The organism is Muriicola sp. E247 (genome assembly GCF_041358175.1).
Taxonomy (GTDB): Bacteria; Bacteroidota; Bacteroidia; order Flavobacteriales; family Flavobacteriaceae; genus Muriicola.
In genome coordinates this window covers 1-24,839 of the sequence record NZ_JBGKBE010000010.1, presented here as the reverse complement: position 1 = coordinate 24,839, position 24,839 = coordinate 1, and the positions used below count along the sequence as shown (strand labels likewise).

General features: G+C 43.5%; 18 protein-coding genes, 5 tRNA genes and 1 pseudogene. 23 read left to right on the top strand and 1 reads right to left on the bottom strand.

The window, feature by feature from the left end:
• Position 1 precedes the first annotated feature (1 nt).
• From ACA086_RS12915 to ACA086_RS12810, 22 genes are all read left to right on the top strand, one after another.
• On the top strand, positions 2 to 2,065 hold the full coding sequence (locus tag ACA086_RS12915; protein WP_371003751.1) for an amino acid carrier protein: 2,064 nt from the start codon (positions 2 to 4) through the stop codon (positions 2,063 to 2,065).
• A complete protein-coding gene (locus ACA086_RS12910) occupies positions 2,062 to 3,675 on the top strand; it encodes an alanine/glycine:cation symporter family protein (RefSeq protein ID WP_371003750.1) in 1,614 nt (537 codons plus the stop codon). Before ACA086_RS12915 ends, ACA086_RS12910 begins: the two co-directional genes overlap by 4 nt.
• Before the next feature lie 13 nt (positions 3,676 to 3,688).
• Entirely contained in the window at positions 3,689 to 4,531 is an 843-nt protein-coding gene (locus tag ACA086_RS12905; protein ID WP_371003748.1) for a ComEA family DNA-binding protein, read from the top strand.
• A gap of 11 nt (positions 4,532 to 4,542) precedes the next feature.
• Positions 4,543 to 5,706 carry an acyl-CoA dehydrogenase family protein gene (locus ACA086_RS12900; protein WP_371003747.1) on the top strand — a complete coding sequence of 388 codons (1,164 nt, stop codon included), beginning with the start codon at positions 4,543 to 4,545 and terminating at the stop codon, positions 5,704 to 5,706.
• Positions 5,707 to 5,776: 70 nt separating this feature from the next.
• Positions 5,777 to 5,971 carry a 30S ribosomal protein S21 gene (gene rpsU, locus ACA086_RS12895; RefSeq protein ID WP_019671394.1) on the top strand — a complete coding sequence of 65 codons (195 nt, stop codon included), beginning with the start codon at positions 5,777 to 5,779 and terminating at the stop codon, positions 5,969 to 5,971.
• 89 nt (positions 5,972 to 6,060) lie between these two features.
• Positions 6,061 to 6,951 carry a tyrosine-type recombinase/integrase gene (locus ACA086_RS12890; RefSeq protein ID WP_371003744.1) on the top strand — a complete coding sequence of 297 codons (891 nt, stop codon included), beginning with the start codon at positions 6,061 to 6,063 and terminating at the stop codon, positions 6,949 to 6,951.
• 39 nt (positions 6,952 to 6,990) lie between these two features.
• A complete protein-coding gene (gene hpf, locus ACA086_RS12885) occupies positions 6,991 to 7,308 on the top strand; it encodes a ribosome hibernation-promoting factor, HPF/YfiA family (protein ID WP_369747220.1) in 318 nt (105 codons plus the stop codon).
• 85 nt (positions 7,309 to 7,393) lie between these two features.
• Positions 7,394 to 7,467, top strand: a tRNA-Thr gene (locus tag ACA086_RS12880).
• Positions 7,468 to 7,488: 21 nt separating this feature from the next.
• A tRNA-Tyr gene (locus ACA086_RS12875) sits at positions 7,489 to 7,570 on the top strand.
• A gap of 104 nt (positions 7,571 to 7,674) precedes the next feature.
• Positions 7,675 to 7,747 (top strand) — tRNA-Gly (locus tag ACA086_RS12870).
• Positions 7,748 to 7,834: 87 nt separating this feature from the next.
• Positions 7,835 to 7,906: transfer RNA gene (locus ACA086_RS12865), tRNA-Thr, on the top strand.
• A 54-nt stretch (positions 7,907 to 7,960) separates the two neighbouring features.
• Positions 7,961 to 9,148, top strand: coding sequence for an elongation factor Tu (tuf, locus tag ACA086_RS12860; protein WP_369747221.1), 1,188 nt, complete (start codon positions 7,961 to 7,963; stop codon positions 9,146 to 9,148).
• 65 nt (positions 9,149 to 9,213) lie between these two features.
• A tRNA-Trp gene (locus ACA086_RS12855) sits at positions 9,214 to 9,286 on the top strand.
• A 64-nt stretch (positions 9,287 to 9,350) separates the two neighbouring features.
• Complete coding sequence (gene secE / locus ACA086_RS12850) at positions 9,351 to 9,536, top strand: preprotein translocase subunit SecE (protein WP_369747222.1); 186 nt, start codon at positions 9,351 to 9,353, stop codon at positions 9,534 to 9,536.
• An 8-nt stretch (positions 9,537 to 9,544) separates the two neighbouring features.
• A complete protein-coding gene (nusG, locus tag ACA086_RS12845; protein WP_163691264.1) occupies positions 9,545 to 10,096 on the top strand; it encodes a transcription termination/antitermination protein NusG in 552 nt (183 codons plus the stop codon).
• Positions 10,097 to 10,166: 70 nt separating this feature from the next.
• Positions 10,167 to 10,604, top strand: a complete 438-nt coding sequence (gene rplK / locus ACA086_RS12840) for a 50S ribosomal protein L11 (RefSeq protein ID WP_369747224.1) — start codon at positions 10,167 to 10,169, stop codon at positions 10,602 to 10,604.
• Positions 10,605 to 10,625: 21 nt separating this feature from the next.
• The gene (rplA, locus tag ACA086_RS12835) at positions 10,626 to 11,315 is read left to right on the top strand and encodes a 50S ribosomal protein L1 (protein WP_369747225.1); all 690 of its coding nucleotides are present in this window, start codon (positions 10,626 to 10,628) and stop codon (positions 11,313 to 11,315) included.
• Positions 11,316 to 11,333: 18 nt separating this feature from the next.
• Entirely contained in the window at positions 11,334 to 11,849 is a 516-nt protein-coding gene (gene rplJ / locus ACA086_RS12830) for a 50S ribosomal protein L10 (RefSeq protein ID WP_369747226.1), read from the top strand.
• 32 nt (positions 11,850 to 11,881) lie between these two features.
• Positions 11,882 to 12,283: a 50S ribosomal protein L7/L12 gene (gene rplL / locus ACA086_RS12825; RefSeq protein WP_369747687.1), complete on the top strand. Its 402-nt coding sequence runs from the start codon at positions 11,882 to 11,884 to the stop codon at positions 12,281 to 12,283.
• A gap of 131 nt (positions 12,284 to 12,414) precedes the next feature.
• Positions 12,415 to 16,224, top strand: a complete 3,810-nt coding sequence (gene rpoB, locus ACA086_RS12820) for a DNA-directed RNA polymerase subunit beta (protein WP_371003742.1) — start codon at positions 12,415 to 12,417, stop codon at positions 16,222 to 16,224.
• Positions 16,225 to 16,269: 45 nt separating this feature from the next.
• A complete protein-coding gene (rpoC, locus tag ACA086_RS12815; RefSeq protein WP_371003741.1) occupies positions 16,270 to 20,568 on the top strand; it encodes a DNA-directed RNA polymerase subunit beta' in 4,299 nt (1,432 codons plus the stop codon).
• 59 nt (positions 20,569 to 20,627) lie between these two features.
• Positions 20,628 to 20,939, top strand: a complete 312-nt coding sequence (locus ACA086_RS12810) for a DUF3467 domain-containing protein (RefSeq protein WP_369747229.1) — start codon at positions 20,628 to 20,630, stop codon at positions 20,937 to 20,939.
• A gap of 54 nt (positions 20,940 to 20,993) precedes the next feature.
• Here the strand turns inward: ACA086_RS12810 and ACA086_RS12805 are convergent, their stop codons facing one another.
• Positions 20,994 to 22,583 carry a peptide chain release factor 3 gene (locus ACA086_RS12805; protein WP_371003740.1) on the bottom strand — a complete coding sequence of 530 codons (1,590 nt, stop codon included), beginning with the start codon at positions 22,581 to 22,583 and terminating at the stop codon, positions 20,994 to 20,996.
• A 391-nt stretch (positions 22,584 to 22,974) separates the two neighbouring features.
• Here ACA086_RS12805 and ACA086_RS12800 point away from each other — a divergent pair.
• Positions 22,975 to 24,839 (top strand): annotated as a pseudogene (locus ACA086_RS12800) (hypothetical protein); the annotation flags it as partial.

Sequence of the window (24,839 nt, the reverse complement as noted above, 5' to 3'; positions counted from 1 at the left end):
TATGAAGTTATCTCCCTTCTTTATTCTGATCTTTTTCAGTGTTTCCATGGTATCACAAGACCTGGACGTCAAAGGCAAGACGATAAATCCATCCGACAATATTAATGACGGGGTAATCCAATTAGAAGTGGAAGGCGGTACGCCTCCTTACACTTATAAATGGAGTAACCAGCAAACCCCCCTTACCTCCAATACTGCGAGCGGCCTCGTTGAAGGGGTGCCCTACACGGTAACTGTAAGCGATAATTCTGGAATTTCAGTTACAAACGAGTACACTATAGAAACTCAATCCATTACGGAGATTTTCAATGGAAATATGGCTCCGGCAGTTAGTGCCCTTGGCAGTGTTCTCTTCTGGGATCCTTTTGAAGCCACCGGCATTTATGATCCTGTGGTTTATGCCGATGTCAAACTCATTGCCACTCCAGGCTGGTCTGCCACGGTGGACGACCGTTTTGTATTGAAGCAATGGTTAGTGGAAGAGGGTGCTCATGTTGTGAAAGGACAGGAGATTGCCCTTGTGTCAAGTAGGGATGGATCTTTGGATACAGTAAGTTCTTTGGCTGATGGAAAACTTAAATACCTGGTAGGCGAGGGGAAAGTGATTTATAATTCAGATAATAAAGAACATGTCATTGAACAAGGCGCTCATTATCTGGCCGAAGTGGAATACGATACCCCTGAGATTATTAGACATCCAAACGGTGACCCAGTAACAAAGAATATACCTTTTATTGTGATCTGGCTGGTCCTTGGAGCAACATTCTTCACCATCAGGATGGGCTTTATCAATATCCGGGGATTCAGACACTCTATCAGCCTTGCAAAAGGAAAATACGATGATCCTGATGCACCGGGGCAGGTAACTCACTTCCAGGCCCTGGCTACAGCGGTTTCAGGGACAGTAGGATTAGGAAATATAGCCGGTGTGGCAGTTGCCGTATCACTGGGCGGGGCGGGAGCAACCTTCTGGATGATTGTTTGTGGCTTGCTCGGTATGTCTTCCAAGTTCGTGGAATGTACCCTTGGGGTAAAATACCGTGACATCCTTCCTGATGGTCGCGTTTTTGGCGGACCGATGAACTATTTGCGTTATGGCCTTGAAAAAAGAAATATGAAAGGATTTGGAAAGGTTCTGGCAGGTTTGTTTGCCGTGCTTGCCGTGGGTGCTTCATTTGGCGGGGGTAACATGTTTCAGGCTAACCAGTCTTTTGAACAACTGGCAGGACAATTTTCAATGCTCGAAGGCAACGGATTCTGGTTTGGCGTGATAACAGCAATCCTGGTTGGGGTAGTTATTATCGGGGGAATCCAAAGTATAGCCAAGGTAACGGGAAAGGTAGTGCCAATTATGGCATCCATTTACATCATTGCAGCCCTGGCTGTAATCATTGTGAATATTGAGAATATAGGTCCGGCCTTCTCGGCCATCATAGACGGAGCTTTTAGCCCCAGCGCCCTCAAAGGGGGTGTGATCGGGGTGCTGGTGGTAGGTTTTCAACGGGCGGCATTCTCTAATGAGGCAGGAGTAGGTTCGGCGGCTATTGCGCATAGTACGGCCAAAACAAACAACCCTCCCTCAGAAGGTTTCGTTGCTCTTTTAGAGCCCTTTATCGATACAGTAGTTGTTTGTACCCTTACTGCCCTGGTTCTTATTTTTACCGGAATGCACGAAGTAGAGGGTATGGCAGGTGCACAACTTACTTCGGACGCTTTCGGCAGTGTCATTTCCTGGTTTCCTTATGTGCTTGGAATCGCGGTTTTCCTCTTTGCTTTTTCAACAATGATTTCCTGGTCGTATTACGGGATGAGGGCATGGACGTATTTATTTGGAAAGAGCAAGCGTTCCGAAATGCTTTATAAAATATTATTTCTTGTGTTTGTTGTAGTAGGTGCCTCAGTGAGTTTGGGTGCTGTTCTCGACTTCTCAGATATGATGATTCTGGCCATGTCATTCCCGAACATTATCGGACTTTACATTATGTCTGGTGAAGTAAAAGGAGATCTGCGGGAATACTGGACCAAACTAAAAAACAATCAACTCTACAAGAAGCAAAAATCATGAAGAAGATATTAGTTGCCCTGCTTGCCGTGCTATTTCCTTTATCCGGCTTTTCACAGGAAACAGCAGAAATGGGACTCGATGAACGCATCAACGCATGGTTTGAACCTATCACCGCAGTTTGGGAAGCAATTGTATTCTGGCAGGTTCCCGGTACGGGCATTCCTCTGGTCGTGATAATTTTAGTCCTTGGTGCTGGCTTCTTTACCCTTTACTTTGGCTTTGTCAATATTAGAAAATTTCCCCTCGCGATCAATGTAGTCCGTGGGAAGTTCGACGATGTAGAAGGTCCAGATGGACACGGTGTTGAAAAAGCCAATGTCAATATTGTGGATGGGGATTTACCCGATACTATAAGAGATGAAAGCAAACAGGGAGAAGTAAGTCATTTTCAGGCATTGGCCACAGCAGTTTCAGGGACAGTGGGTCTGGGAAATATTGCAGGTGTCGCTCTGGCTATTGCCATTGGCGGACCGGGGGCAACTTTCTGGATGATCGTTTGCGGCTTGCTAAGTATGAGTACTAAATTTGTTGAATGTACCCTGGGAGTAAAATACAGGGATGTGGATGAAACGGGAACCGTCTACGGTGGCCCGATGTATTATTTGTCCAGAGGACTTAAGGAAAGAGGTTTTGTCCGTCTTGGGAAGATCTTAGCCGTGGTATTTTCCGTTCTGTGTGTGGGCGCTTCCTTTGGAGGTGGCAATGCCGTGCAATCTAACCAGGCTGCAGAGCAACTGGCTGCCATGATGGGTCTGCAGGGCGGATCGATTGGTTTTATTATAGGTGTAATTCTGGCTATCATCGTTGGGATTGTAATCATTGGGGGAATCAAGCGAATTGCTGCAGTGACCGAAAAAGTAGTGCCATTTATGGCGGTGATTTACGCATTGGCGTGCTTTGCCGTAATCTTTGCCAATTTCTCATATATCGATGACGCCTTTGTCCTTATTTTTAAAGGAGCCTTTACCCCTGAGGCCGGACTGGGTGGATTATTCGGGGTGTTGATCGTTGGCTTCAGACGAGCTGTTTTTTCAAACGAAGCAGGAGCAGGTTCGGCGGCCATAGCCCACTCAGCCGTAAAGACAAAATATCCCGCTAGTGAAGGTATTGTTGCTCTTCTCGAACCTTTTATAGATACTGTAGTGATCTGTACGATGACCGCCCTGGTGATTATTTTTTACAACAGTGGCGGAGTATTTGAATATGGAGGCGACGGGGCAGGAAATGTAATCGTTAACGGTGCATCCCTTGGGGGCGTAACACTGACGTCTCTCGCATTCGAATCGGTACTCCCATGGTTTCCGTATGTACTTACCCTTGCGGTTGTTTTATTTGCCATCTCAACCATGATATCCTGGTCTTATTACGGCCTGCAATCCTGGAAATATTTATTCGGACGCAGTAGAACTGCAGATTTAACTTATAAATTGCTGTTCATAGCATTTGTCATTATCGGGGCGTCTGCTTCAATGGGCGCTGTCTTTGCCTTTTCCGATGCCATGATTCTGGCTCTTGTATTCCCTAATATGCTGGGATTGATGTTTCTGTTTCCCAGTGTGAGGGATGAACTGGCAAAATACCTCGATGCCATTAAGGCTTTAAAAAAATAAAGGATATAGTTAAATGAAATCCCATTTCCGGTACAGCAAGCAGGAAAAACGAGGGATCTTCTTTTTACTCTTCCTGATTGCCTCCTTGCAATCCGGATTTTATTTTGTCAATTTAAAATCGACTCGGGAGAAAGAGCCGTACTTTACTGTGGATACACTGGCACAGGCATTTATCGACAGCGTTAAGGCATCTCCGGCAAAGAATGAAAGGTTAAAACTAAATCCCTTTAATCCAAACTTTATTACAGATTACAGGGGCTATGTCCTCGGCATCTCTCCGGAAGAACTCGACAGACTTTACGCCTTTCGAAAAACAGGACGGTACATCAGAACCACAGAAGAATTTCAGGCAGTTACCAAAATCAGTAAGGAGCTACTCGGGCAGGTAGAACCGTATTTTAAGTTTCCCAGACTTAGACAGAGAAATAAAACCCGATCAGGGGCAGATCAGATCAGCATTCCCAGGGACCTGAATTCTGCAACGGCCAGAGAATTACAGCAGATCTCAGGGATTGGACCGGTTCTGTCTTCCCGTATTATAAGATTCCGTGATCGTTTGGGGGGATTTATAGTGACCGAACAACTCCTTGATGTTTATGGCCTCGACAGGGAAGTTGCGGAAAAAGCTATGAAAATGTTTCAGGTTTTTAATGCTCCTGAGATTCGGAAGATTAACCTGAATCAAGCTCAGGTGAACGAACTCACGGGCCTGGTCTATCTAAATCAGGAAATCGCCAGAAAGATAGTAGCGTATCGTGAGGAACTTGGGAGATACGACTCTATCGAACAATTAACAAAAATTGAAGATTTTCCAACAGATAGGATTCAGAGAATTAAGCTATATTTGGCCCTGTAAAAATTGCTATTATGATCACAGGAACAATGACTGAATTTGGGTTCGACTATTCGGAAACCCAACGTATGATTGCCGAGTCCGCAAAGCAATTTGCTGAGCAGCACATAAAACCCTATGTAATGCAATGGGACGAGTCTCAGGAATTTCCCGTTGAAGTTTTTAAGAAAGCCGGAAAAATGGGATTTATGGGGGTTCTCGTACCAGAGACACTCGGGGGTTCAGGCCTGGGATATCACGAGTATATCGCTATTATTGAAGAGATTTCCAAGGTGGATCCTTCGATAGGATTGTCTGTCGCAGCTCATAATTCGCTTTGCACTAATCATATTTTAACTTTTGGGAATGCCGAGCAGAAGGAGCGCTGGATCCCCAGACTAGCATCTGCAGAATGGATTGGAGCCTGGGGTCTTACCGAGCACAATACCGGTTCAGATGCAGGAGGGATGAACACCACAGCGGTTAGAGATGGAGATGATTGGATTCTCAACGGAGCAAAGAATTTTATTACCCATGGTATTAGCGGGGATATTGCAGTAGTAATTGCTCGCACAGGTGAGAAGGGAGACAGTCATGGGATGACGGCCTTTGCCATTGAAAAAGGTACTAAAGGCTTCTCAAGTGGTAAAAAGGAAGATAAACTGGGAATGCGCGCCAGTGAAACAGCTGAGCTCGTTTTTGACAATTGCCGAATTCCTGATGAAAACAGAATTGGCGAAGTGGGGGATGGGTTCATTCAATCCATGAAAATTCTCGACGGAGGCAGGATATCCATCGGTGCACTCTCCCTGGGCATCTCTAAAGGAGCGTACGAAGCAGCCCTGAAATACTCCAAGGAGAGGATTCAGTTCGGGAAACCTATCAGTTCCTTCCAGGGGATTTCCTTTAAACTGGCAGACATGGCTACCGAGATTGAGGCTTCAGAATTGTTACTGCACAAGGCCGCATTTTTAAAGAACCAGGGCAGAAAAATGACCAAGTGGAGTGCCATGTCAAAGATGTACGCATCTGAGGTTTGTGTAAAAGTGGCAAACGAAGCTGTACAGATCCATGGCGGGTATGGTTATACAAAGGATTTTCCCGTAGAGAAATTTTACAGGGATTCCAAGCTCTGCACCATCGGAGAAGGCACTACTGAAATCCAAAAAGTGGTCATCGCGAAGAATATTTTGAAATAAGTTTGTTTCTAACCGATTTTTCGTTTTATCTTTGCAGTCCCGAATCCCTAAAGAAAGGAGGTTGTAGCCCATGTTAATAATACCAGTTAAAGAAGGAGAAAATATAGACAGAGCGCTAAAGCGTTTTAAACGTAAGTTTGACAGGACAGGTACGATGAGGCAATTGAGAAAGCGCCAGCAGTTTACCAAACCTTCTGTAGAACGAAGACAACAGATCCAGAAGGCCCAATACATTCAAGGTCTTAGGGACCAGGAAGAGATATAATACTCAAAAATTACACTCAAAGAAAAATCTTGCTCAGGCGAGATTTTTTTTTGCCCTTATCTCAAAAGGGGCTTTTGTATCTTTGATATATGGCTGTGGATGCATTTATATCTTACCTCGCTCAGGAGAAAAATTATTCCCCTCATACCCTTAAGGCCTATAGGAGGGATCTACAAGACTGTAGTTTATTTTTGGAGTCCTCAGCAAATGAGATCTCCCTTGAGGAAGTTAATTACAATGACATCAGGAACTGGATCGTTTCCTTAGTTGAAGGCGGACTAAGTAATCGAAGTGTGAACAGAAAGATCACTTCGCTAAAATCTTATTACAAATTCCTACTTAAAATAGGTGCCATTCAGACGAATCCCCTCGCCAGGCATAAGGCGTTGAAAACGTCAAAAAAAATTGAAATTCCATTTTCTCAGGCCGAGATGTCCACCTTATTCAACGAGTTTCCTTTTACAGATGATTTTGAGGGAATCAGGGACAGATTGATCATAGAATTGTTTTATGCAACCGGAATTCGCCGATCTGAGCTGATAAACCTCCGATTATCCGACCTGGATCTCCCCAATGGAAATATCAAAGTGCTGGGCAAGCGCAATAAAGAGCGAATTATTCCCCTGCTGGCAAGTACAAGAGGTCTTTTTGAGGCCTATCTCACAGCAAGGGAGGAGGTTGAAAATTCAGCCCTGTCTGAATACCTGTTTATAACATCAAAGGGGAAGAAAGTCTACGAAACACTTGTTTATAGAATTATAAATGGATATTTTAGTAAGGTGTCAAGTAAGGTAAAAAAAAGCCCACATATCCTTCGGCACACATTTGCCACACATATGCTCAATCAGGGAGCCGACTTAAATTCGGTTAAGGAATTGCTGGGGCACTCCAGCTTGGCATCGACACAGGTTTATACACACAATAGTATAGCCGAACTTAAAAAAGTTCATTCCAGGGCACACCCCAGGAATAAAAAGTGACAGAATTCCATCATTGTTTAACTCAAAATTTTTTAATGTATGAAAGTAAATACGCAATCTGTAAATTTCAATGCTGATATTAAATTGATAGAGTTTATACAGAAACGCCTGGACAAACTCGAATTGTTTTATGATAGGATCATCAATTCGGATGTGTATTTAAAAGTTGAAAATACAAGTGAAAAGGAGAACAAAATTGTTGAAATCAAGGTGCATATTCCCGGAGACACTTTTATCGTAAAAAAACAGTGTAAAACCTTTGAAGAAGCAGTTGATTCTGCCTGTAGCTCCGTTGAGAGGAAACTATTGAAAAAGAAACAAAAACCGAGGGTTTCCCCAGCTTTAAAATTTTTGTAAAATAGTTTTGTTTAAAATAAAAATTATCTACATTTGCAGTCCGTTAGAAATAGCGGACTTTTTTATGCATTTAAAGGCGCTTAAAGCCGATGTAGCTCAGCTGGCTAGAGCAGCTGATTTGTAATCAGCAGGTCGTGGGTTCGAGTCCCTCTATCGGCTCTAAAAAAGGAATAAAAAAGAGGGGAGATACTCAAGCGGCCAACGAGGGCAGACTGTAAATCTGCTGACTATGTCTTCGCAGGTTCGAATCCTGCTCTCCCCACGAAAATTATCTGAGAGCAGTGCCACATTGAATTGCGGAGCATTGCAGAAGAGAAAAAAGCGTTCGGGAGAAATCCCCTGACATATTGGAATACCAAAATTAATGCGGGAGTAGCTCAGTTGGTAGAGCGTCAGCCTTCCAAGCTGAATGTCGCCGGTTCGAACCCGGTCTCCCGCTCTAGAACTTTGAGTAAACGTTTGCTGTTTGGGGTGATGGTTGCAAGGGTGTGGTCACGTCCCTGAACATAAACTAAACACCCAAAATGCCGACGTAGCTCAGGGGTAGAGCGTTTCCTTGGTAAGGAAGAGGTCACGGGTTCAATTCCCGTCGTTGGCTCTGCGAAGAAAAACATTTGTACACTAATATAAACTAAGATTAAAATTCACAAAAATGGCAAAGGAAACTTTTGATCGTTCCAAACCGCACTTAAATATTGGTACTATTGGACACGTAGATCACGGTAAAACTACATTGACAGCAGCTATTACTACAGTATTATCCAACGCAGGATTGTCTGAAGTAAGAAGTTTTGATTCTATTGATAATGCTCCTGAAGAAAAAGAAAGGGGTATTACGATCAATACGTCACACGTTGAGTATCAGACTGCAAATCGTCACTATGCTCACGTAGATTGTCCTGGTCACGCCGACTATGTAAAGAACATGGTTACAGGTGCTGCTCAGATGGACGGAGCGATCCTAGTTGTTGCTGCAACTGACGGACCGATGCCACAAACCCGTGAGCACATCCTTTTAGGACGTCAGGTGGGAATTCCACGTATTGTTGTATTCCTTAATAAGGTAGACATGGTGGATGATGAAGAATTGTTAGAGCTTGTTGAAATGGAAGTAAGAGAATTGCTTTCTTTCTACGAGTACGATGGTGATAACGGACCTGTAATTTCTGGTTCTGCTCTTGGAGCCCTCAACGGGGAGCAAAAATGGGTAGATACTGTAATGGAGTTGATGGAAGCTGTTGATACATGGATCGAATTGCCGGAAAGGGATGTAGACAAGCCATTCCTTATGCCAGTTGAAGATGTATTCACTATCACAGGACGTGGAACAGTTGCTACCGGAAGAATTGAGACCGGGGTGGCTAACACAGGAGATCCAGTAGATATCATCGGGATGGGAGCTGAAAAATTGACTTCTACAATTACAGGGGTTGAAATGTTCCGTAAAATCCTTGACAGAGGAGAAGCTGGTGATAACGTAGGTATCCTTTTAAGAGGTATTGAGAAGTCTGACATCAAAAGGGGTATGGTTATTTGTAAGCCGGGATCGGTTACACCACATGCCAAATTTGAAGCGGAAGTTTATATCCTTAAAAAAGAAGAAGGCGGAAGACACACTCCATTTCACAACAACTATCGTCCACAGTTCTATGTAAGAACAACCGACGTTACTGGAACTATTAATCTTCCTAGTGGTGTTGAGATGGTAATGCCTGGGGATAACCTTACCATTACTGTTGATCTTCTTCAGCCTATTGCCCTTAGCGTCGGACTGCGTTTCGCTATCCGTGAGGGAGGTAGAACTGTAGGAGCCGGACAGGTCACCAAAATTTTAGATTAAAAAGTAAAAGTTTATATAATTAAGGGTATCCCGCTACGGCGGGATGCCTTTCAATGTAAATAAATACGGGTGTAGCTCAGTTGGTAGAGCACTGGTCTCCAAAACCAGGTGTCGGGAGTTCGAGTCTCTCCTCCCGTGCACAAACAGAGACGGTTGGAAAAATTATCTAAGAAGAATTTCACAACCCAAAAACAAGTACAAGATGATTACCTATATTAAAGAATCTTTTGAAGAATTGAAGCACAATGTTACTTTGCCCACCAGGGCAGAGTCTTCAAACCTGATGGTAATTGTCGCTGTATTTTCCATTTTATTCGCCTTGGCTACCTGGGGTGTGGATACGGTTTTTAGCAAGTTAATTCAACTGTATTTTGATACCTTAAATTAATCGGTTCTATGTCTGAAGTATTGGAGAAAAAATGGTATGTGGTAAGAGCCGTTAGTGGTCAGGAAAACAAGATCAAAGGCTATATCGAATCTGAAGTAGAAAGAGCCGGTTTTGGTGACTATCTGGAAGAGGTTCTTGTACCAACAGAAAAAGTTGTTCAGATCAGGAATGGAAAAAAGATCAACAAGGAGAGAGTATACTTTCCTGGATACATTATGATCAAAGCCAACCTGGGAGGAGAAATGGTACATATTATAAGGTCTATTACCAATGTAATTGGCTTTTTAGGAGAAACTAAAGGTGGTGATCCTGTCCCGCTGAGGAAATCGGAAGTAAACCGTATGCTTGGTAAGGTGGATGAACTGGCTGTAAATACAGACAGTGTAGCCATACCTTTTGTTTTAGGTGAGACCGTAAAAGTAATAGATGGTCCATTCAACGGCTTTAATGGAACCGTTGAACGTATCAATGAAGAAAAGAGAAAGCTGGAGGTGATGGTAAAGATTTTTGGGAGAAAGACTCCTCTGGAACTCAGCTATATGCAGGTAGAAAAAGTTTAATACAAGTGTTACATATATAAGAGCTGTGTTGCTTCCAAATTAAACACGGTTTGAAATTTAATTTTAAACAATGGCAAAAGAAGTAAGTAAAGTAGTTAAACTACAAGTTAGGGGAGGTGTCGCGAATCCATCGCCACCGGTTGGACCCGCTTTAGGTGCTGCCGGCGTTAACATCATGGAGTTCTGTAAGCAATTTAATGCCAGAACTCAGGACAAGCAGGGTAAGATCCTGCCTGTGGTTATCACCGTGTATAAAGACAAGTCGTTCGACTTTGTCGTAAAGACACCGCCAGCGGCAGTACAACTTATGGAAGCGGCTAAGATTAAAAAAGGATCTGGCGAACCTAACCGAGTAAAATCAGGAAACGTTACCTGGGATCAGGTTAAGGCAATTGCAGAAGACAAAATGGTAGATTTAAATGCATTTACTGTTGAATCGGCAATGAGCATGGTCGCCGGTACTGCGAGATCTATGGGTCTCAAAGTTGCAGGTAAAAGACCTTTTTAAAATCTTATAAAGCATTTTTATATGGCAAAGTTAACTAAGAAGCAAAAGGAAGCCAGGGCTAAAATTGAAAAAGATAAGCTCTATTCCATAGAAGAGGCTTCGTCCCTTATAAAGGAAATTACCAATACTAAATTTGACGCATCCGTTGATCTGGCTGTTCGTTTGGGAGTAGATCCCAGAAAAGCAAATCAGATGGTTCGTGGAGTAGTAACCCTACCACACGGAACAGGAAAAGATGTAAAAGTTTTAGCACTGGTAACTCCAGATAAAGAGGCGGAAGCTACAGAAGCCGGTGCAGATTTCGTCGGATTAGATGAGTATCTGGATAAGATCAAGGGCGGTTGGACCGATGTTGATGTGATCATCACCATGCCAAGCGTAATGGGTAAACTTGGACCTCTGGGAAGAATTCTCGGACCTCGTGGACTCATGCCCAATCCAAAGACCGGAACAGTAACCATGGATATCGCTAAAGCGGTCTCTGAGGTAAAAGCAGGTAAAATCGATTTTAAGGTAGATAAGACTGGAATTGTCCATGCGGCCATCGGAAAAGCTTCTTTTTCGGCTGACAAGATCGCTGGCAACGCCAAAGAACTTTTAGATACCCTGAATAAGATGAAGCCCACAGCGGCCAAAGGTGTGTACATGAAAAGCATTTACATGTCAAGTACCATGAGTCCCAGTGTACAATTAGATCCAAAAGCGGTTTAATTCTGAAAATGTAACGTAATGACAAGAGAAGAAAAAGCTATAGTAATAAAAGATCTGACTGCGCAACTGGCCGAGAATACTACCATTTATCTGGCAGATATTTCGGGCTTGGACGCTATGACCACTTCAGATTTGAGAAGAGCCTGCTTTAAGGCAAATATCAAGTTGTCAGTGGTGAAGAACACTTTATTGGCAAAAGCCATGGAGGCTTCTGACAAAGAATTTGGTGAACTTCCGGAGGTGCTTGCGGGCAATACCTCTTTAATGTTCTCCGAAACCGGGAATGCCCCGGCAAAACTTATCAAAACCTTTCGTAAAAAATCGGATAAACCCTTACTTAAAGGTGCCTTTATTGAAGAGGCCATCTTTGTAGGAGATGATAAGTTGGAAACCCTGGTAGGTATTAAATCGAAGGAAGAAGTAATCGGTGATATCATCGGATTGCTCCAGTCTCCTGCTAAGAATGTAATCTCCGGCCTTAAGTCGGGTGGTGGCAAACTGGCCGGTATCCTGAAAACCTTATCAGAAAAATAATCAGTACGCACTAAAACAAGCATAATTTTAAAATTTTATTAAACGATAGAAAAATGGCAGATTTAAAAGATTTCGCAGAACAATTGGTTAATCTCACTGTAAAAGAAGTGAACGAATTAGCTGATATCCTAAAAGAAGAATACGGTATTGAGCCCGCTGCTGCAGCTGTAGCTGTTGCTGGTGGTGCTGCCGGAGGTGGAGAAGCTGAAGCCGCAGAAGAGAAAACAGAATTTGATGTTATCCTTACAGCTGCAGGTGGATCTAAACTCGCCGTAGTTAAATTGGTGAAAGAATTAACTGGTCTTGGACTGAAAGATGCTAAAGACATTGTTGACAGCGCACCAAAAGCCGTTAAAGAAGCTGTGTCTAAAGACGAAGCTGAAGGCATCAAAAAATCTTTGGAAGAAGCAGGAGCAGAAGTTGAGCTTAAATAATTGCGACGACCATATGGTTTTGGTTTAGGTCTTTCCGCCCTCTGGGTGGCTAGACCTAAACCCTTTTATAGATAGTATACGAAGTCGTATACAACCCATTATAGTATTCACGTTCAAAATTTTGTCCATAGATGTTCACAAAACAAACTGAAAGAATAAGTTTCGCATCCGCTAAGAACATACCGGATTATCCGGATTTCTTGGACATTCAGATTAAGTCATTTCAAGATTTTTTTCAGCTTGAAACAAAATCTGACGAAAGGGGCAATGAAGGCTTGTACAACACCTTCATGGAAAACTTTCCCATCACCGATACGAGGAACCAGTTTGTGCTGGAGTTCCTTGATTATTTCATAGATCCGCCACGTTACTCCATCCAGGAGTGTATTGAGCGGGGTCTCACCTATAGCGTGCCACTGAAGGCAAGGCTAAAACTCTACTGTACAGATCCCGAACATGAGGATTTTGAAACCATTGTACAGGATGTATACCTGGGAACGATTCCTTACATGACCCCCAGTGGAACTTTTGTGATCAATGGAGCCGAGCGTGTTGTAGTTTCTCAGCTGCACCGTTCTCCGGGAGTTTTCTTCGGACAGTCGTTCCACGCAAACGGAACTAAATTATACTCTGCCCGGGTAATCCCATTTAAAGGATCCTGGATTGAATTCGCGACCGATATCAACAGCGTTATGTACGCTTATATCGACCGAAAGAAAAAATTACCAGTAACCACTTTATTCAGGGCTATTGGTTTCGAAAGAGATAAGGATATCCTTGAGATCTTCGACCTATCTGAGGAGGTAAAAGTTTCCAAAACTGGCCTTACCAAGGTATTGGGCAGAAAACTCGCTGCCAGAGTTCTCAATACCTGGCATGAAGATTTCGTGGATGAAGATACTGGGGAGGTTGTTTCTATTGAAAGAAACGAGATCGTCCTCGACAGGGATACTGTACTGGAAAAAGATCATATTCAGCAGATCATTGACGCTGATGTAAAAACGATTTTATTGCACAAGGAGAATAATGCGCAGAGTGATTATGCCATTATTCACAATACCCTGCAAAAAGACCCTACCAACTCTGAAAAAGAAGCGGTTGAACACATCTACCGCCAGTTGAGAAATGCTGAACCGCCGGATGAAGAAACAGCCAGAGGTATTATCGACAAGTTGTTCTTCTCTGATCAGAGATACAACCTGGGTGAAGTAGGAAGGTACCGGATGAATAAAAAACTGGGACTTGATATCGGGATGGACAAACAGGTCCTTACTAAAGAGGATATCATCACCATCATCAAGTATCTTATTGAATTGATTAATTCCAAGGCAGAGATTGATGATATCGATCACCTTTCTAACCGAAGGGTAAGGACAGTTGGGGAACAACTTTCTTCTCAGTTCGGTGTTGGTCTTGCCCGTATGGCAAGAACAATCCGTGAAAGGATGAACGTAAGGGATAATGAAGTATTTACCCCGATCGATCTGATTAACGCGAAGACACTCTCTTCTGTGATCAATTCTTTCTTTGGGACGAATCAGCTCTCACAGTTTATGGACCAGACGAACCCCCTCGCGGAAATTACGCACAAAAGGAGGTTGTCTGCACTAGGGCCAGGTGGTTTATCAAGGGAAAGAGCCGGTTTTGAGGTAAGGGACGTTCATTATACTCATTACGGCCGACTTTGTCCTATTGAAACGCCGGAAGGACCTAATATCGGACTTATTTCTTCTCTGTCTGTTTTTGCAAAAGTCAATTCAATGGGCTTCCTGGAAACTCCTTATCGTAAGGTTGTTAAAGGAAAAGTTGATACCAAAGAATTTATCTACCTCAGTGCGGAAGAAGAAGAAGGAATGAAGATCTCTCAGGCGAATATCCCTCTGAAGAAAGACGGAACCATTGATCGTGAAAAGGTCATTGCCCGTGAAGAAGGAGATTTCCCCGTAGTAGATCCTTCAGAAGTAAACTATACAGACGTTGCACCTAATCAGATTGCCTCTATTTCGGCTTCTCTTATTCCTTTTCTGGAACACGATGATGCCAACAGGGCGTTGATGGGATCAAACATGATGCGTCAGGCTGTACCTCTCTTAAAACCCCAGTCGCCTATTGTTGGGACCGGACTAGAAAGACAGGTGGCTTCAGATTCAAGAGTATTGATCAATGCTGAGGGAGACGGAGTAATTGAGTATGTAGATTCCAAGAAGATCACCATCAAATACAGCAGATCCGAAGAGGAACGTATGGTGAGTTTTGAGGACGATTCAAAGACCTACGAGTTGGTTAAGTTCAGGAAAACCAACCAGGGAACCAGTATCAACCTTAAGCCGATCGTTAAGAAAGGTGACAAGGTTAAGAAAGGTCAGGTTCTCTGTGAGGGTTATGCCACCGAAAGTGGAGAACTGGCCCTAGGTAGAAACTTGAAAGTGGCCTTTATGCCATGGAAAGGATACAATTTTGAGGATGCTATAGTAATCTCAGAAAAGGTGGTCCGTGAAGATATTTTCACCTCCATCCATATCGATGAATATTCTCTGGAAGTTAGGGACACTAAGCTGGGAGCTGAAGAGCTTACCAATGATATTCCCAACGTTTCAGAAGAAGCAACCAAGGACCTTGATGAATACGGAATGATTCGTATTGGGGCCGAGGTAAAACCGGGAGACATTCTAATCGGGAAGATTACTCCTAAGGGAGAATCAGATCCAACTCCGGAAGAGAAACTGCTCAGGGCAATTTTCGGGGATAAAGCCGGAGATGTAAAAGACGCCTCCTTAAAAGCATCTCCTTCATTGAGGGGTGTGGTAATCGACAAGAAATTATTCTCCAGGTCGATCAAGGATAAGCGAAAGCGATCTGAAGACAAGGAAGCGATCAACGCGCTGGAACTTGAATATGAAGTAAAATTTCAGGAGCTGAAAGATGTTCTGGTGGAAAAACTTTTTAAAATGATCAATGGAAAAACCTCTCAGGGGGTTGCCAATGATCTGGGGGAAGAAGTATTACCTAAGGGTAAGAAATACACCATGAAGATGCTGAACGCTGTGGATGATTTCGCCCACCTGGTTAGCGGAAGCTGGACAACAGACAAGGCAACCAATGCGATGGTAGCTGATCTTCTGCACAATTATAAGATCAAGTTAAACGATCTGCAGGGGAATCTCAGAAGAGATAAGTTTACTATTTCTGTCGGGGATGAACTTCCTGCTGGGATCATGAAACTGGCTAAGGTATATATCGCCAAGAAGAGAAAACTGAAGGTAGGGGATAAGATGGCAGGACGACACGGAAACAAAGGTATTGTTGCCCGTATTGTTCGCCAGGAAGACATGCCTTTCCTTGAAGACGGAACGCCCGTAGATATCGTATTAAACCCTCTGGGAGTACCTTCGAGGATGAATATCGGGCAGATTTACGAAACAGTTCTCGGATGGGCAGGTCAGAAATTAGACAAGAAATTTGCCACTCCGATCTTTGATGGGGCCACCATTGAACAGATCGATAATCTGACAGAAGAAGCAGGTGTTCCTCAATTCGGGCATACCTATCTGTACGATGGAGGAACCGGTGAACGATTCGACCAGGCAGCAACTGTAGGTGTGATCTACATGCTGAAATTAGGACATATGGTCGATGATAAGATGCACGCACGTTCCATAGGACCGTATTCTTTGATAACGCAGCAACCCCTGGGAGGAAAAGCCCAGTTTGGTGGACAGCGATTTGGAGAGATGGAAGTTTGGGCACTGCAGGCATATGGCGCGTCGGCAACATTAAGGGAAATCCTTACTGTAAAGTCGGATGACGTTATCGGAAGGGCCAAAACTTACGAGTCGATCGTAAAAGGCGAAACCATGCCGGAACCTGGATTACCAGAATCTTTCAACGTATTGATGCACGAACTTAAAGGTTTGGGCTTGGATATCAGATTGGAAGAATAATTAGAGTACCTGTTACACATTTAATTTAGTATCACTAATAGCATTATGGCTAGACATCACGATAACACAGCAGTAAAGAGGTTTAACAAGATTTCCATTGGCCTGGCATCTCCGGAATCCATTCTGGCGGAGTCGAGAGGTGAAGTCCTCAAACCTGAAACAATTAACTACAGAACACACAAGCCTGAAAGGGATGGTTTGTTCTGTGAGCGCATCTTTGGGCCGGTAAAAGATTACGAGTGTGCTTGTGGAAAGTACAAAAGGATCCGATACCGCGGCATCGTATGTGATCGTTGTGGGGTTGAGGTAACTGAGAAAAAAGTACGTAGAGACCGGGTAGGACACATCAATCTGGTGGTTCCTGTTGCCCATATCTGGTATTTCCGTTCCCTTCCCAACAAAATAGGTTACTTGCTGGGCTTGCCCTCCAAGAAGCTCGATATGATCATTTACTACGAGCGCTATGTAGTTATTCAGCCCGGAATTGCACAAGGACCGGAAGGAGAAGAACTGAAGATGCTCGATTTCCTCACAGAAGAGGAATATCTGAACATCATGGAATCGATTCCACCGGAAAATCAATACCTGGAAGATTCTGACCCCAATAAGTTTATTGCTAAAATGGGTGCTGAATGTTTGATTGATTTGTTGTCGAGGATCGACCTTAAAGAGCTTTCCTATAATCTGAGACACAAGGCCAATACGGAAACCTCGAAGCAGCGTAAGACGGAAGCCCTGAAGCGACTTCAGGTAGTGGAGGCTTTACGTGAATCTCAGGATAACCGGGAGAACAGGCCTGAATGGATGATTATGAAGGTAGTTCCTGTGATCCCACCAGAACTGAGGCCATTAGTACCACTTGATGGTGGTCGATTTGCCACTTCTGACCTTAATGATCTGTACAGAAGGGTGATCATCAGAAATAACCGTTTAAAGCGATTGATGGAAATCAAAGCCCCCGAAGTCATCCTCAGAAATGAGAAAAGGATGCTTCAGGAAGCTGTTGACTCCCTTTTTGATAATACAAGAAAAGCATCGGCTGTTAAAACCGAGTCGAACCGACCATTAAAGTCTCTTTCCGATTCCCTTAAAGGGAAACAAGGTAGGTTCCGTCAGAACCTCCTGGGAAAACGTGTTGATTATTCTGCTCGTTCAGTGATCGTAGTAGGTCCTGAAATGAGTTTGTATGAGTGCGGTTTGCCGAAAGATATGGCTGCAGAGCTTTACAAGCCATTTGTAATCAGGAAACTGATTGAAAGAGGGATCGTTAAGACTGTAAAATCAGCCAAAAAGATCATCGATAAGAAAGAGCCGGTAGTTTGGGATATACTTGAAAATGTTCTTAAAGGACATCCTGTATTACTCAACAGGGCCCCCACGCTACACAGATTGGGAATTCAGGCCTTTCAGCCAAAATTGATCGAAGGAAAGGCTATTCGCCTGCATCCCCTGGTATGTACTGCATTTAACGCAGATTTTGACGGGGATCAGATGGCAGTTCACCTTCCGTTAGGCCCTGAAGCAATCCTGGAATCACAACTGTTGATGCTAGCCTCGCACAACATACTTAATCCCGCAAACGGTTCACCTATTACGGTTCCTTCTCAGGATATGGTACTCGGATTGTACTATATGACCAAAGAAAGGAAGTCGACCAAGGAAAGGCCGGTTAAGGGAGAAGGACTTACTTTTTACTCTTATGAAGAGGTAGTGATTGCCTTTAATGAGGGCAGGGTTGAACTCAACGCTGGTATTAAAGTAAGGGCGAAGGATTTTAATGAAGAAGGAGAGCTGGTTAATCAGATCATACAGACAACAGTAGGAAGGGTTCTATTTAATATGGTAGTACCTGAACAAGCTGGTTATGTCAATGATGTACTGAACAAAAAATCGCTGAGGGATATTATCGGAAAGATACTTTCTGTAACTGATGTGCCAACAACAGCTGATTTCCTTGACAAAATCAAGACAATGGGATACGAGTTTGCCTTTAAAGGTGGCTTGTCCTTTAGCCTCGGGGATATCATTATCCCACAAGAAAAACACGAAATGATCGATGATGCCAACCAACAGGTTGATGGCATTATGATGAATTATAATATGGGTCTGATCACCAACAACGAACGCTATAATCAGGTGATCGATGTATGGACCTCCACAAACGCCATGCTTACAGAGTTGGCTATGAAGAGGATTCGGGAAGACCAGCAGGGATTCAACTCTGTGTATATGATGCTCGATTCCGGAGCAAGGGGGTCTAAAGAACAGATCAGACAGCTTACCGGAATGAGGGGATTGATGGCAAAACCAAAGAAATCCACAGCAGGAGGAGGAGAGATTATCGAAAACCCGATTCTTTCTAACTTTAAAGAGGGACTTTCTATTCTGGAATACTTTATATCCACTCACGGTGCACGTAAAGGATTGGCAGATACCGCCCTAAAAACAGCAGATGCTGGTTACCTTACGCGACGACTCGTTGATGTTTCTCAGGATGTAATCGTCAATATTGAAGATTGCGATACACTGAGAGGTATTGAAGTTGAAGCGCTTAAGAAGAATGAAGAGGTGGTGGAAACCCTGGGAGAAAGGATTCTTGGCCGGGTTGCCTTACACGATGTATATGACCCGCTGACAGAAGAACTTCTTCTCAAGGCAGGACAACAGATCATGGAGGCCGATGTAAGAAAAATTGAAGCTTCTCCAATTGAAAGGGTTGAAGTGAGATCAGCACTTACATGCGAAGCTCAGAAAGGAATCTGTGCGAAATGCTACGGAAGAAACCTGGCGACCAATAAAATGGTACAGCGAGGTGAAGCGGTTGGTGTTGTGGCTGCACAGTCAATCGGGGAACCGGGAACACAGCTTACGCTGCGTACCTTCCACGTTGGAGGCATTGCCGGTAACATTTCGGAAGACAATAAGCTGGAAGCCAAATTCGACGGCAAGGCTGAAATTGAGGACCTGCGTATCGTAAAAGGCGAGAACAGTGAAGGTAAGCCTGTAGATATTGTGATCTCCAGAACCTCTGAGGTAAAGATTGTAGATGGTAAAACAGGAATTACGCTGAGTACCAATAACATTCCTTACGGATCTCAGATATTTATCAAGAACGGAGCGAAACTGAAAAAAGGTCAGTTGATCTGTCAGTGGGATCCATATAACGGTGTTATTGTTTCTGAATTCCCGGGTAAAATTGCCTATGAAAATATAGAGCAGGGAGTAACTTACCAGGTGGAAATTGATGAGCAAACCGGATTCCAGGAGAAAGTAATTTCAGAATCGAGGAATAAAAAGCTTATTCCAACGCTGCTGATCAAAAATACCAAAGATGAAGTGCTGCGTTCCTACAATTTACCTGTAGGTTCTCACATCATGGTTGATGACGGAGATAAGATTAAGGAAGGTAAGATTCTGGTGAAAATACCACGTAAATCTGCAAAAGCAGGAGACATTACAGGAGGTCTGCCAAGAGTAACTGAATTATTCGAAGCGCGTAATCCTTCTAATCCAGCTGTAGTTTCAGAAATTGACGGGGTTGTTTCCTTTGGTAAAATCAAAAGAGGAAACCGAGAGATCATCATTGAATCAAAGTTGGGCGAACAGAAGAAATACCTTGTCAAACTTTCGAACCAGATCCTTGTACAGGAAAATGACTATGTGAGGGCAGGAATGCCATTGTCTGATGGTTCTATCACGCCTGAAGACATCCTGGCCATAAAAGGTCCTTCTGCTGTTCAGCAGTATCTTGTAAATGAGGTACAGGAGGTATATCGTCTGCAAGGGGTGAAGATCAATGACAAGCACTTTGAAGTGGTTGTTCGCCAGATGATGCGTAAAGTGCGTATTGAGGATCCGGGAGATACAATATTCCTTGAAAATCAATTAGTCCACAAGGACGATTTCATTAGGGAGAACGACGAGATCTACGGCAAAAAAGTTGTTGAAGATGCCGGAGAATCTGAAAACCTTAAACCCGGGCAGATTATTTCTGCACGTGATTTAAGAGACGAGAATTCTATCCTGAAACGCTCAGATAAAAATCTGGTTACTGCCAGAGATGCCGTTGCAGCGACTGCTACACCGGTTCTCCAGGGTATTACCAGGGCATCACTGCAAACTAAATCGTTTATTTCGGCCGCATCCTTCCAGGAAACGACCAAAGTATTAAACGAGGCAGCGGTAAGCGGTAAGGTTGATGATCTTGAAGGCCTGAAGGAAAATGTTATTGTTGGGCATAAAATACCCGCCGGTACAGGAATGCGAGATTATGAATCTATCATCGTGGGCTCCAAACAGGAGTACGATGAGATCATGGCCCGCAAGGAAGAATTAAAATTCTAATACCAAAACCCTCAACCTTCAGGTTGGGGGTTTTTTGTTTAACTCTAAAATATCAGGCCATGGCCGAAAAAGACAAAAAGCAAAAACAAATCAATATAGAACTGGATGAAAAAATGGCCGAAGGGGTGTATTCAAACCTGGCTATCATCAATCATTCCGTGTCCGAGTTTGTTATAGATTTTATCAGTCTGATGCCGGGGGCTCCCAAAGCCAAGGTAAAGAGCAGGATCGTACTCACTCCTCAGCACGCCAAGAAATTCCTCAAGGCGCTGAGTGACAATGTTAGTAGGTTTGAAAACGCACATGGAACCATTAAGGACTATGAACAACCTCCTATCCCGTTGAATTTCGGGCCAACTGGGGAGGCATAAAACAAAAAATCCGGAATATGTTCCGGATTTTTTTTGCCTAATTTATACTGTATTTTATGCGAATTCAGACGTAAAATGCAATTTCACCTTAGAGTATTTCTGTTGAGTCATTTGCAATGAAAATGCCGAATCAGCCAGGAATACCAGCTGCCCTCGTTTATCAGTAGCCAGGAATTTTTGCTTTACCCTTTTAAATTCCCTGAATTCTTCACTGCTTGGGTCCTCGGGTTCTACCCAACAGGCTTTGTGTACCGGGAAATTCTCATAGGTGCATTTGGCGCCGTATTCGTGCTCGAGACGATACTGAATAACCTCATACTGCAGAGCTCCCACTGTACCGATCACCTTTCTTCCATTGAGTTCAAGGGTAAACAACTGGGCTACCCCTTCATCCATAAGCTGGTCGATCCCTTTGTACAACTGCTTCGCCTTCATTGGGTCGGCATTGTTGATATATCTGAAATGTTCTGGGGAAAAACTGGGTATTCCTTTGTAATTTATGCTTTCCCCTTCTGTTAGGGTGTCGCCGATCTTAAAGTTCCCGGTATCGTGAAGGCCAACAATATCCCCTGGAAATGAGGTGTCTACAATCTCTTTTTTCTCAGCAAAAAAAGCATTGGGACTGGAGAATTTAAGCTTCTTGTCCTGCCTGACGTGCAGGTAGGGTTTATTGCGCTCAAAAGTCCCGGAGACTACTTTTACAAATGCGAGACGATCCCTGTGTTTTGGGTCCATATTGGCGTGTATCTTAAATACAAAGCCGGTCATTTGTTTCTCATCGGCCTTTACCAGGCGTTCTTCAGCCATTTTATCCCTGGGGGGCGGGGCGATCTCTATAAAACAATCAAGCAATTCCCGAACTCCAAAATTATTCAGTGCCGAACCGAAGAAAACAGGTTGCTGATTTCCTGCCAGATAGGCTTCCTTGTTAAAAGGGGGATAAACACCTTCTATGAGCTCGAGATTTTCCCTGAGGGCATTGGCTGAGGAGTCCCCAATTATTTTATCGAGATCCGGATTACTTAGGTCGTCAAAAGCGATGGTCTCTTCAATATTTTTTTTACTGTCCCCGCTAAATAGGTTGATGTTTTTCTCGTAGATGTTGTAGATACCTTTAAAATCGTATCCCATGCCAATGGGAAAACTCAAAGGGCTAACAACAAGGCCTAATTTCTGTTCCACCTCGTCAAGAAGATCAAATGCATCTTTTCCTTCCCGGTCGAGTTTATTGATAAAAACGATCATAGGAATTTTCCTCATCCTGCAGACTTCCACCAGTTTTTCGGTCTGTTCTTCCACTCCTTTGGCAACATCAATTACGACAATTACACTGTCTACTGCCGTTAAAGTTCTGAAAGTATCCTCTGCAAAATCCTTGTGTCCTGGGGTGTCGAGAATATTGATCTTTTTGTCCCTGTATAGAAATGCAAGAACAGAAGTGGCAACGGAAATTCCCCTTTGTCTTTCAATCTCCATAAAGTCGCTGGTAGCCGACTTTTTTATCTTGTTATTTTTAACTGCTCCGGCCTCCTGGATGGCTCCCCCGAATAAGAGTAATTTTTCGGTAAGGGTGGTCTTTCCCGCATCAGGGTGGGAGATGATACCAAATGTTCGCCGTTTTGCTATTTCCTGTTTAAAATTCACAAAAAAAATTTTTGCAAAAGTAATGGATTTTATCTGGATGAGATCAGTATGGCGGACTTATAGGAGGAATGGTTCAGTTTTGTTTTTGAAATTTGAAAATCAGACCAAATAAAAGGTAAAAAGGATGAGCTGCAGAAAACTTCGATAAAGGGATGGAAACTGTATGGGGGTTGGAAATAATTCAGGGATATAAACTGTAGGAAAAAACTGTATTAAATTCAGTTTATCGATTATTCAGGTCAATAAAAGATAGTAATAAAAGAAAGGCTGGAAACAATTTGATGATCTTCTTATATGCCATATATTGCATGCTACTATATAGATTCCCAAAATCTTACCTAAAGTAATTTATCCCCCGTTATGGTGCTTGAGATAAACAAAGCTAGCCTATATGGAGAACATTACTTTTTATAAGGGACAAAAGACTCTTTTTGTCACTTTTTTAATTTCCTTTTTCCTGTTAATACATTCTCCGGATTCCTATGGAAGTATAGATCCGATCGCTGATACTTTGGAGCTTTCCAAGGGTAAGGACACCGATGGGGATGGTGTAAAGGACAAAGATGATATCGATGATGACAACGATGGTATCCTCGATACCGTTGAAGGTGAAGAAACTGATACGGATGGTGATGGAATTCCTAACTCTCTTGACATCGATTCGGATAATGACGGGATTCCTGATAATATAGAGGCTCAGACAGACGCAGGCTACCTGGCTCCTTCGGGAATTGATGCCAATGGTGACGGTCTTGATGACATATATGCCTGTAATGATGAAGGTGACGATGAGGACGATGATGATGACGATGATGATGACGATGATGATGATGATGATGATGAGGATGATGAGGATGACGACAACAACGGAGACGGAGTCTGTAATTACAATAGTAAAGAGGCTAAGTACAAAGGTAAAGACAAGGTTACCCTCTGTCATAAAGAAGATAAAAGTCCGAACAACCCACGCAACGGGTATCACGAGATCACTGTAGCACCATCAGCAGTACAGGCTCACCTCGATCATGGTGATACATTGGGACCATGTCCTGAAATACCCGATCCATGCGGCCTTACTCCTGTTGACACAGATGGGGACGATATTCCGGATTATATCGACATCGATTCCGATAATGATGGGATTATAGACAACTTGGAAGCTCAGACTACCTCCGGATTTATACCGGTATGTAACAATGATAGCGATGGCAATGGCCTGGATGATCATTATGAAAGTGCTCCCGGGGCTGGGGAAGGATTAGACCCTGTTAATACAGATGGTGACAACAATCCCGATTACAGGGATATCGATTCTGACAACGATGGAATTCCTGATAATGTAGAAGCTCAGACGACAGCCGGCTATGTGCCACCTACCGGGATGGATGCAGACAATGACGGCCTCGACGATGCTTACGAGAATAATGGGATTACTCCCCAAAACACCGACGGGACCGATGAGGTTGATTTCAGGGACCTCGATACAGACAATGATACTGTTCCTGATAATAATGAAGGGAATGATTTTAATTTTGACGGTATCCCCGATCAGACCTTTACTGGGAATGATTCGGATGGAGATGGTCTGGATGACGGTTATGAAGGTTCCAATGTCAATGACGGATTTGATGTAAATGACGAAATAAATGATCCGGCCAATGACCTTCCTGATACTGACGGGACAGATGATGTAAATTACCGTGATCTTGATGATGATGGAGATGGTATTGATACTCCGGATGAAGATGACAATGAAAATGGAGACCCCACAGATGATGATACCGATGATGATGGTACTCCAGACTATCTGGATCCCGATAATGACGGGGATTCTGACGGGGATGGAGTAACAGATGATGACGAAGACGATGATGGAACCGATCCGAATGATCCATGTGATTTTATCCTTGCCAGTCAGACCGTAGACCCTTCAGCCGACTGGAATGCAGCTGATTGCGATGGTGATGGGGTTACCAATAGTGATGAAGTTACCGATGAAACCGATCCTTTGGATCCATGTTCCTATAACCCGGACAGTGTAACCCTTGATCAAAGCGGGGATTACCTGGTTGAAGATTGTGACGGTGACGGCGTAACCAACGGTGACGAACTAACCGATCATACGGACCCACTCGATGCCTGCGACTTTGTACTGGCGAGCCAGACTGTTGATCCTTCTGACGATTGGAATTCAACTGATTGCGATGGCGATGGGGTGACCAATAGTGATGAAGTAACCGATGGAACCGATCCCCT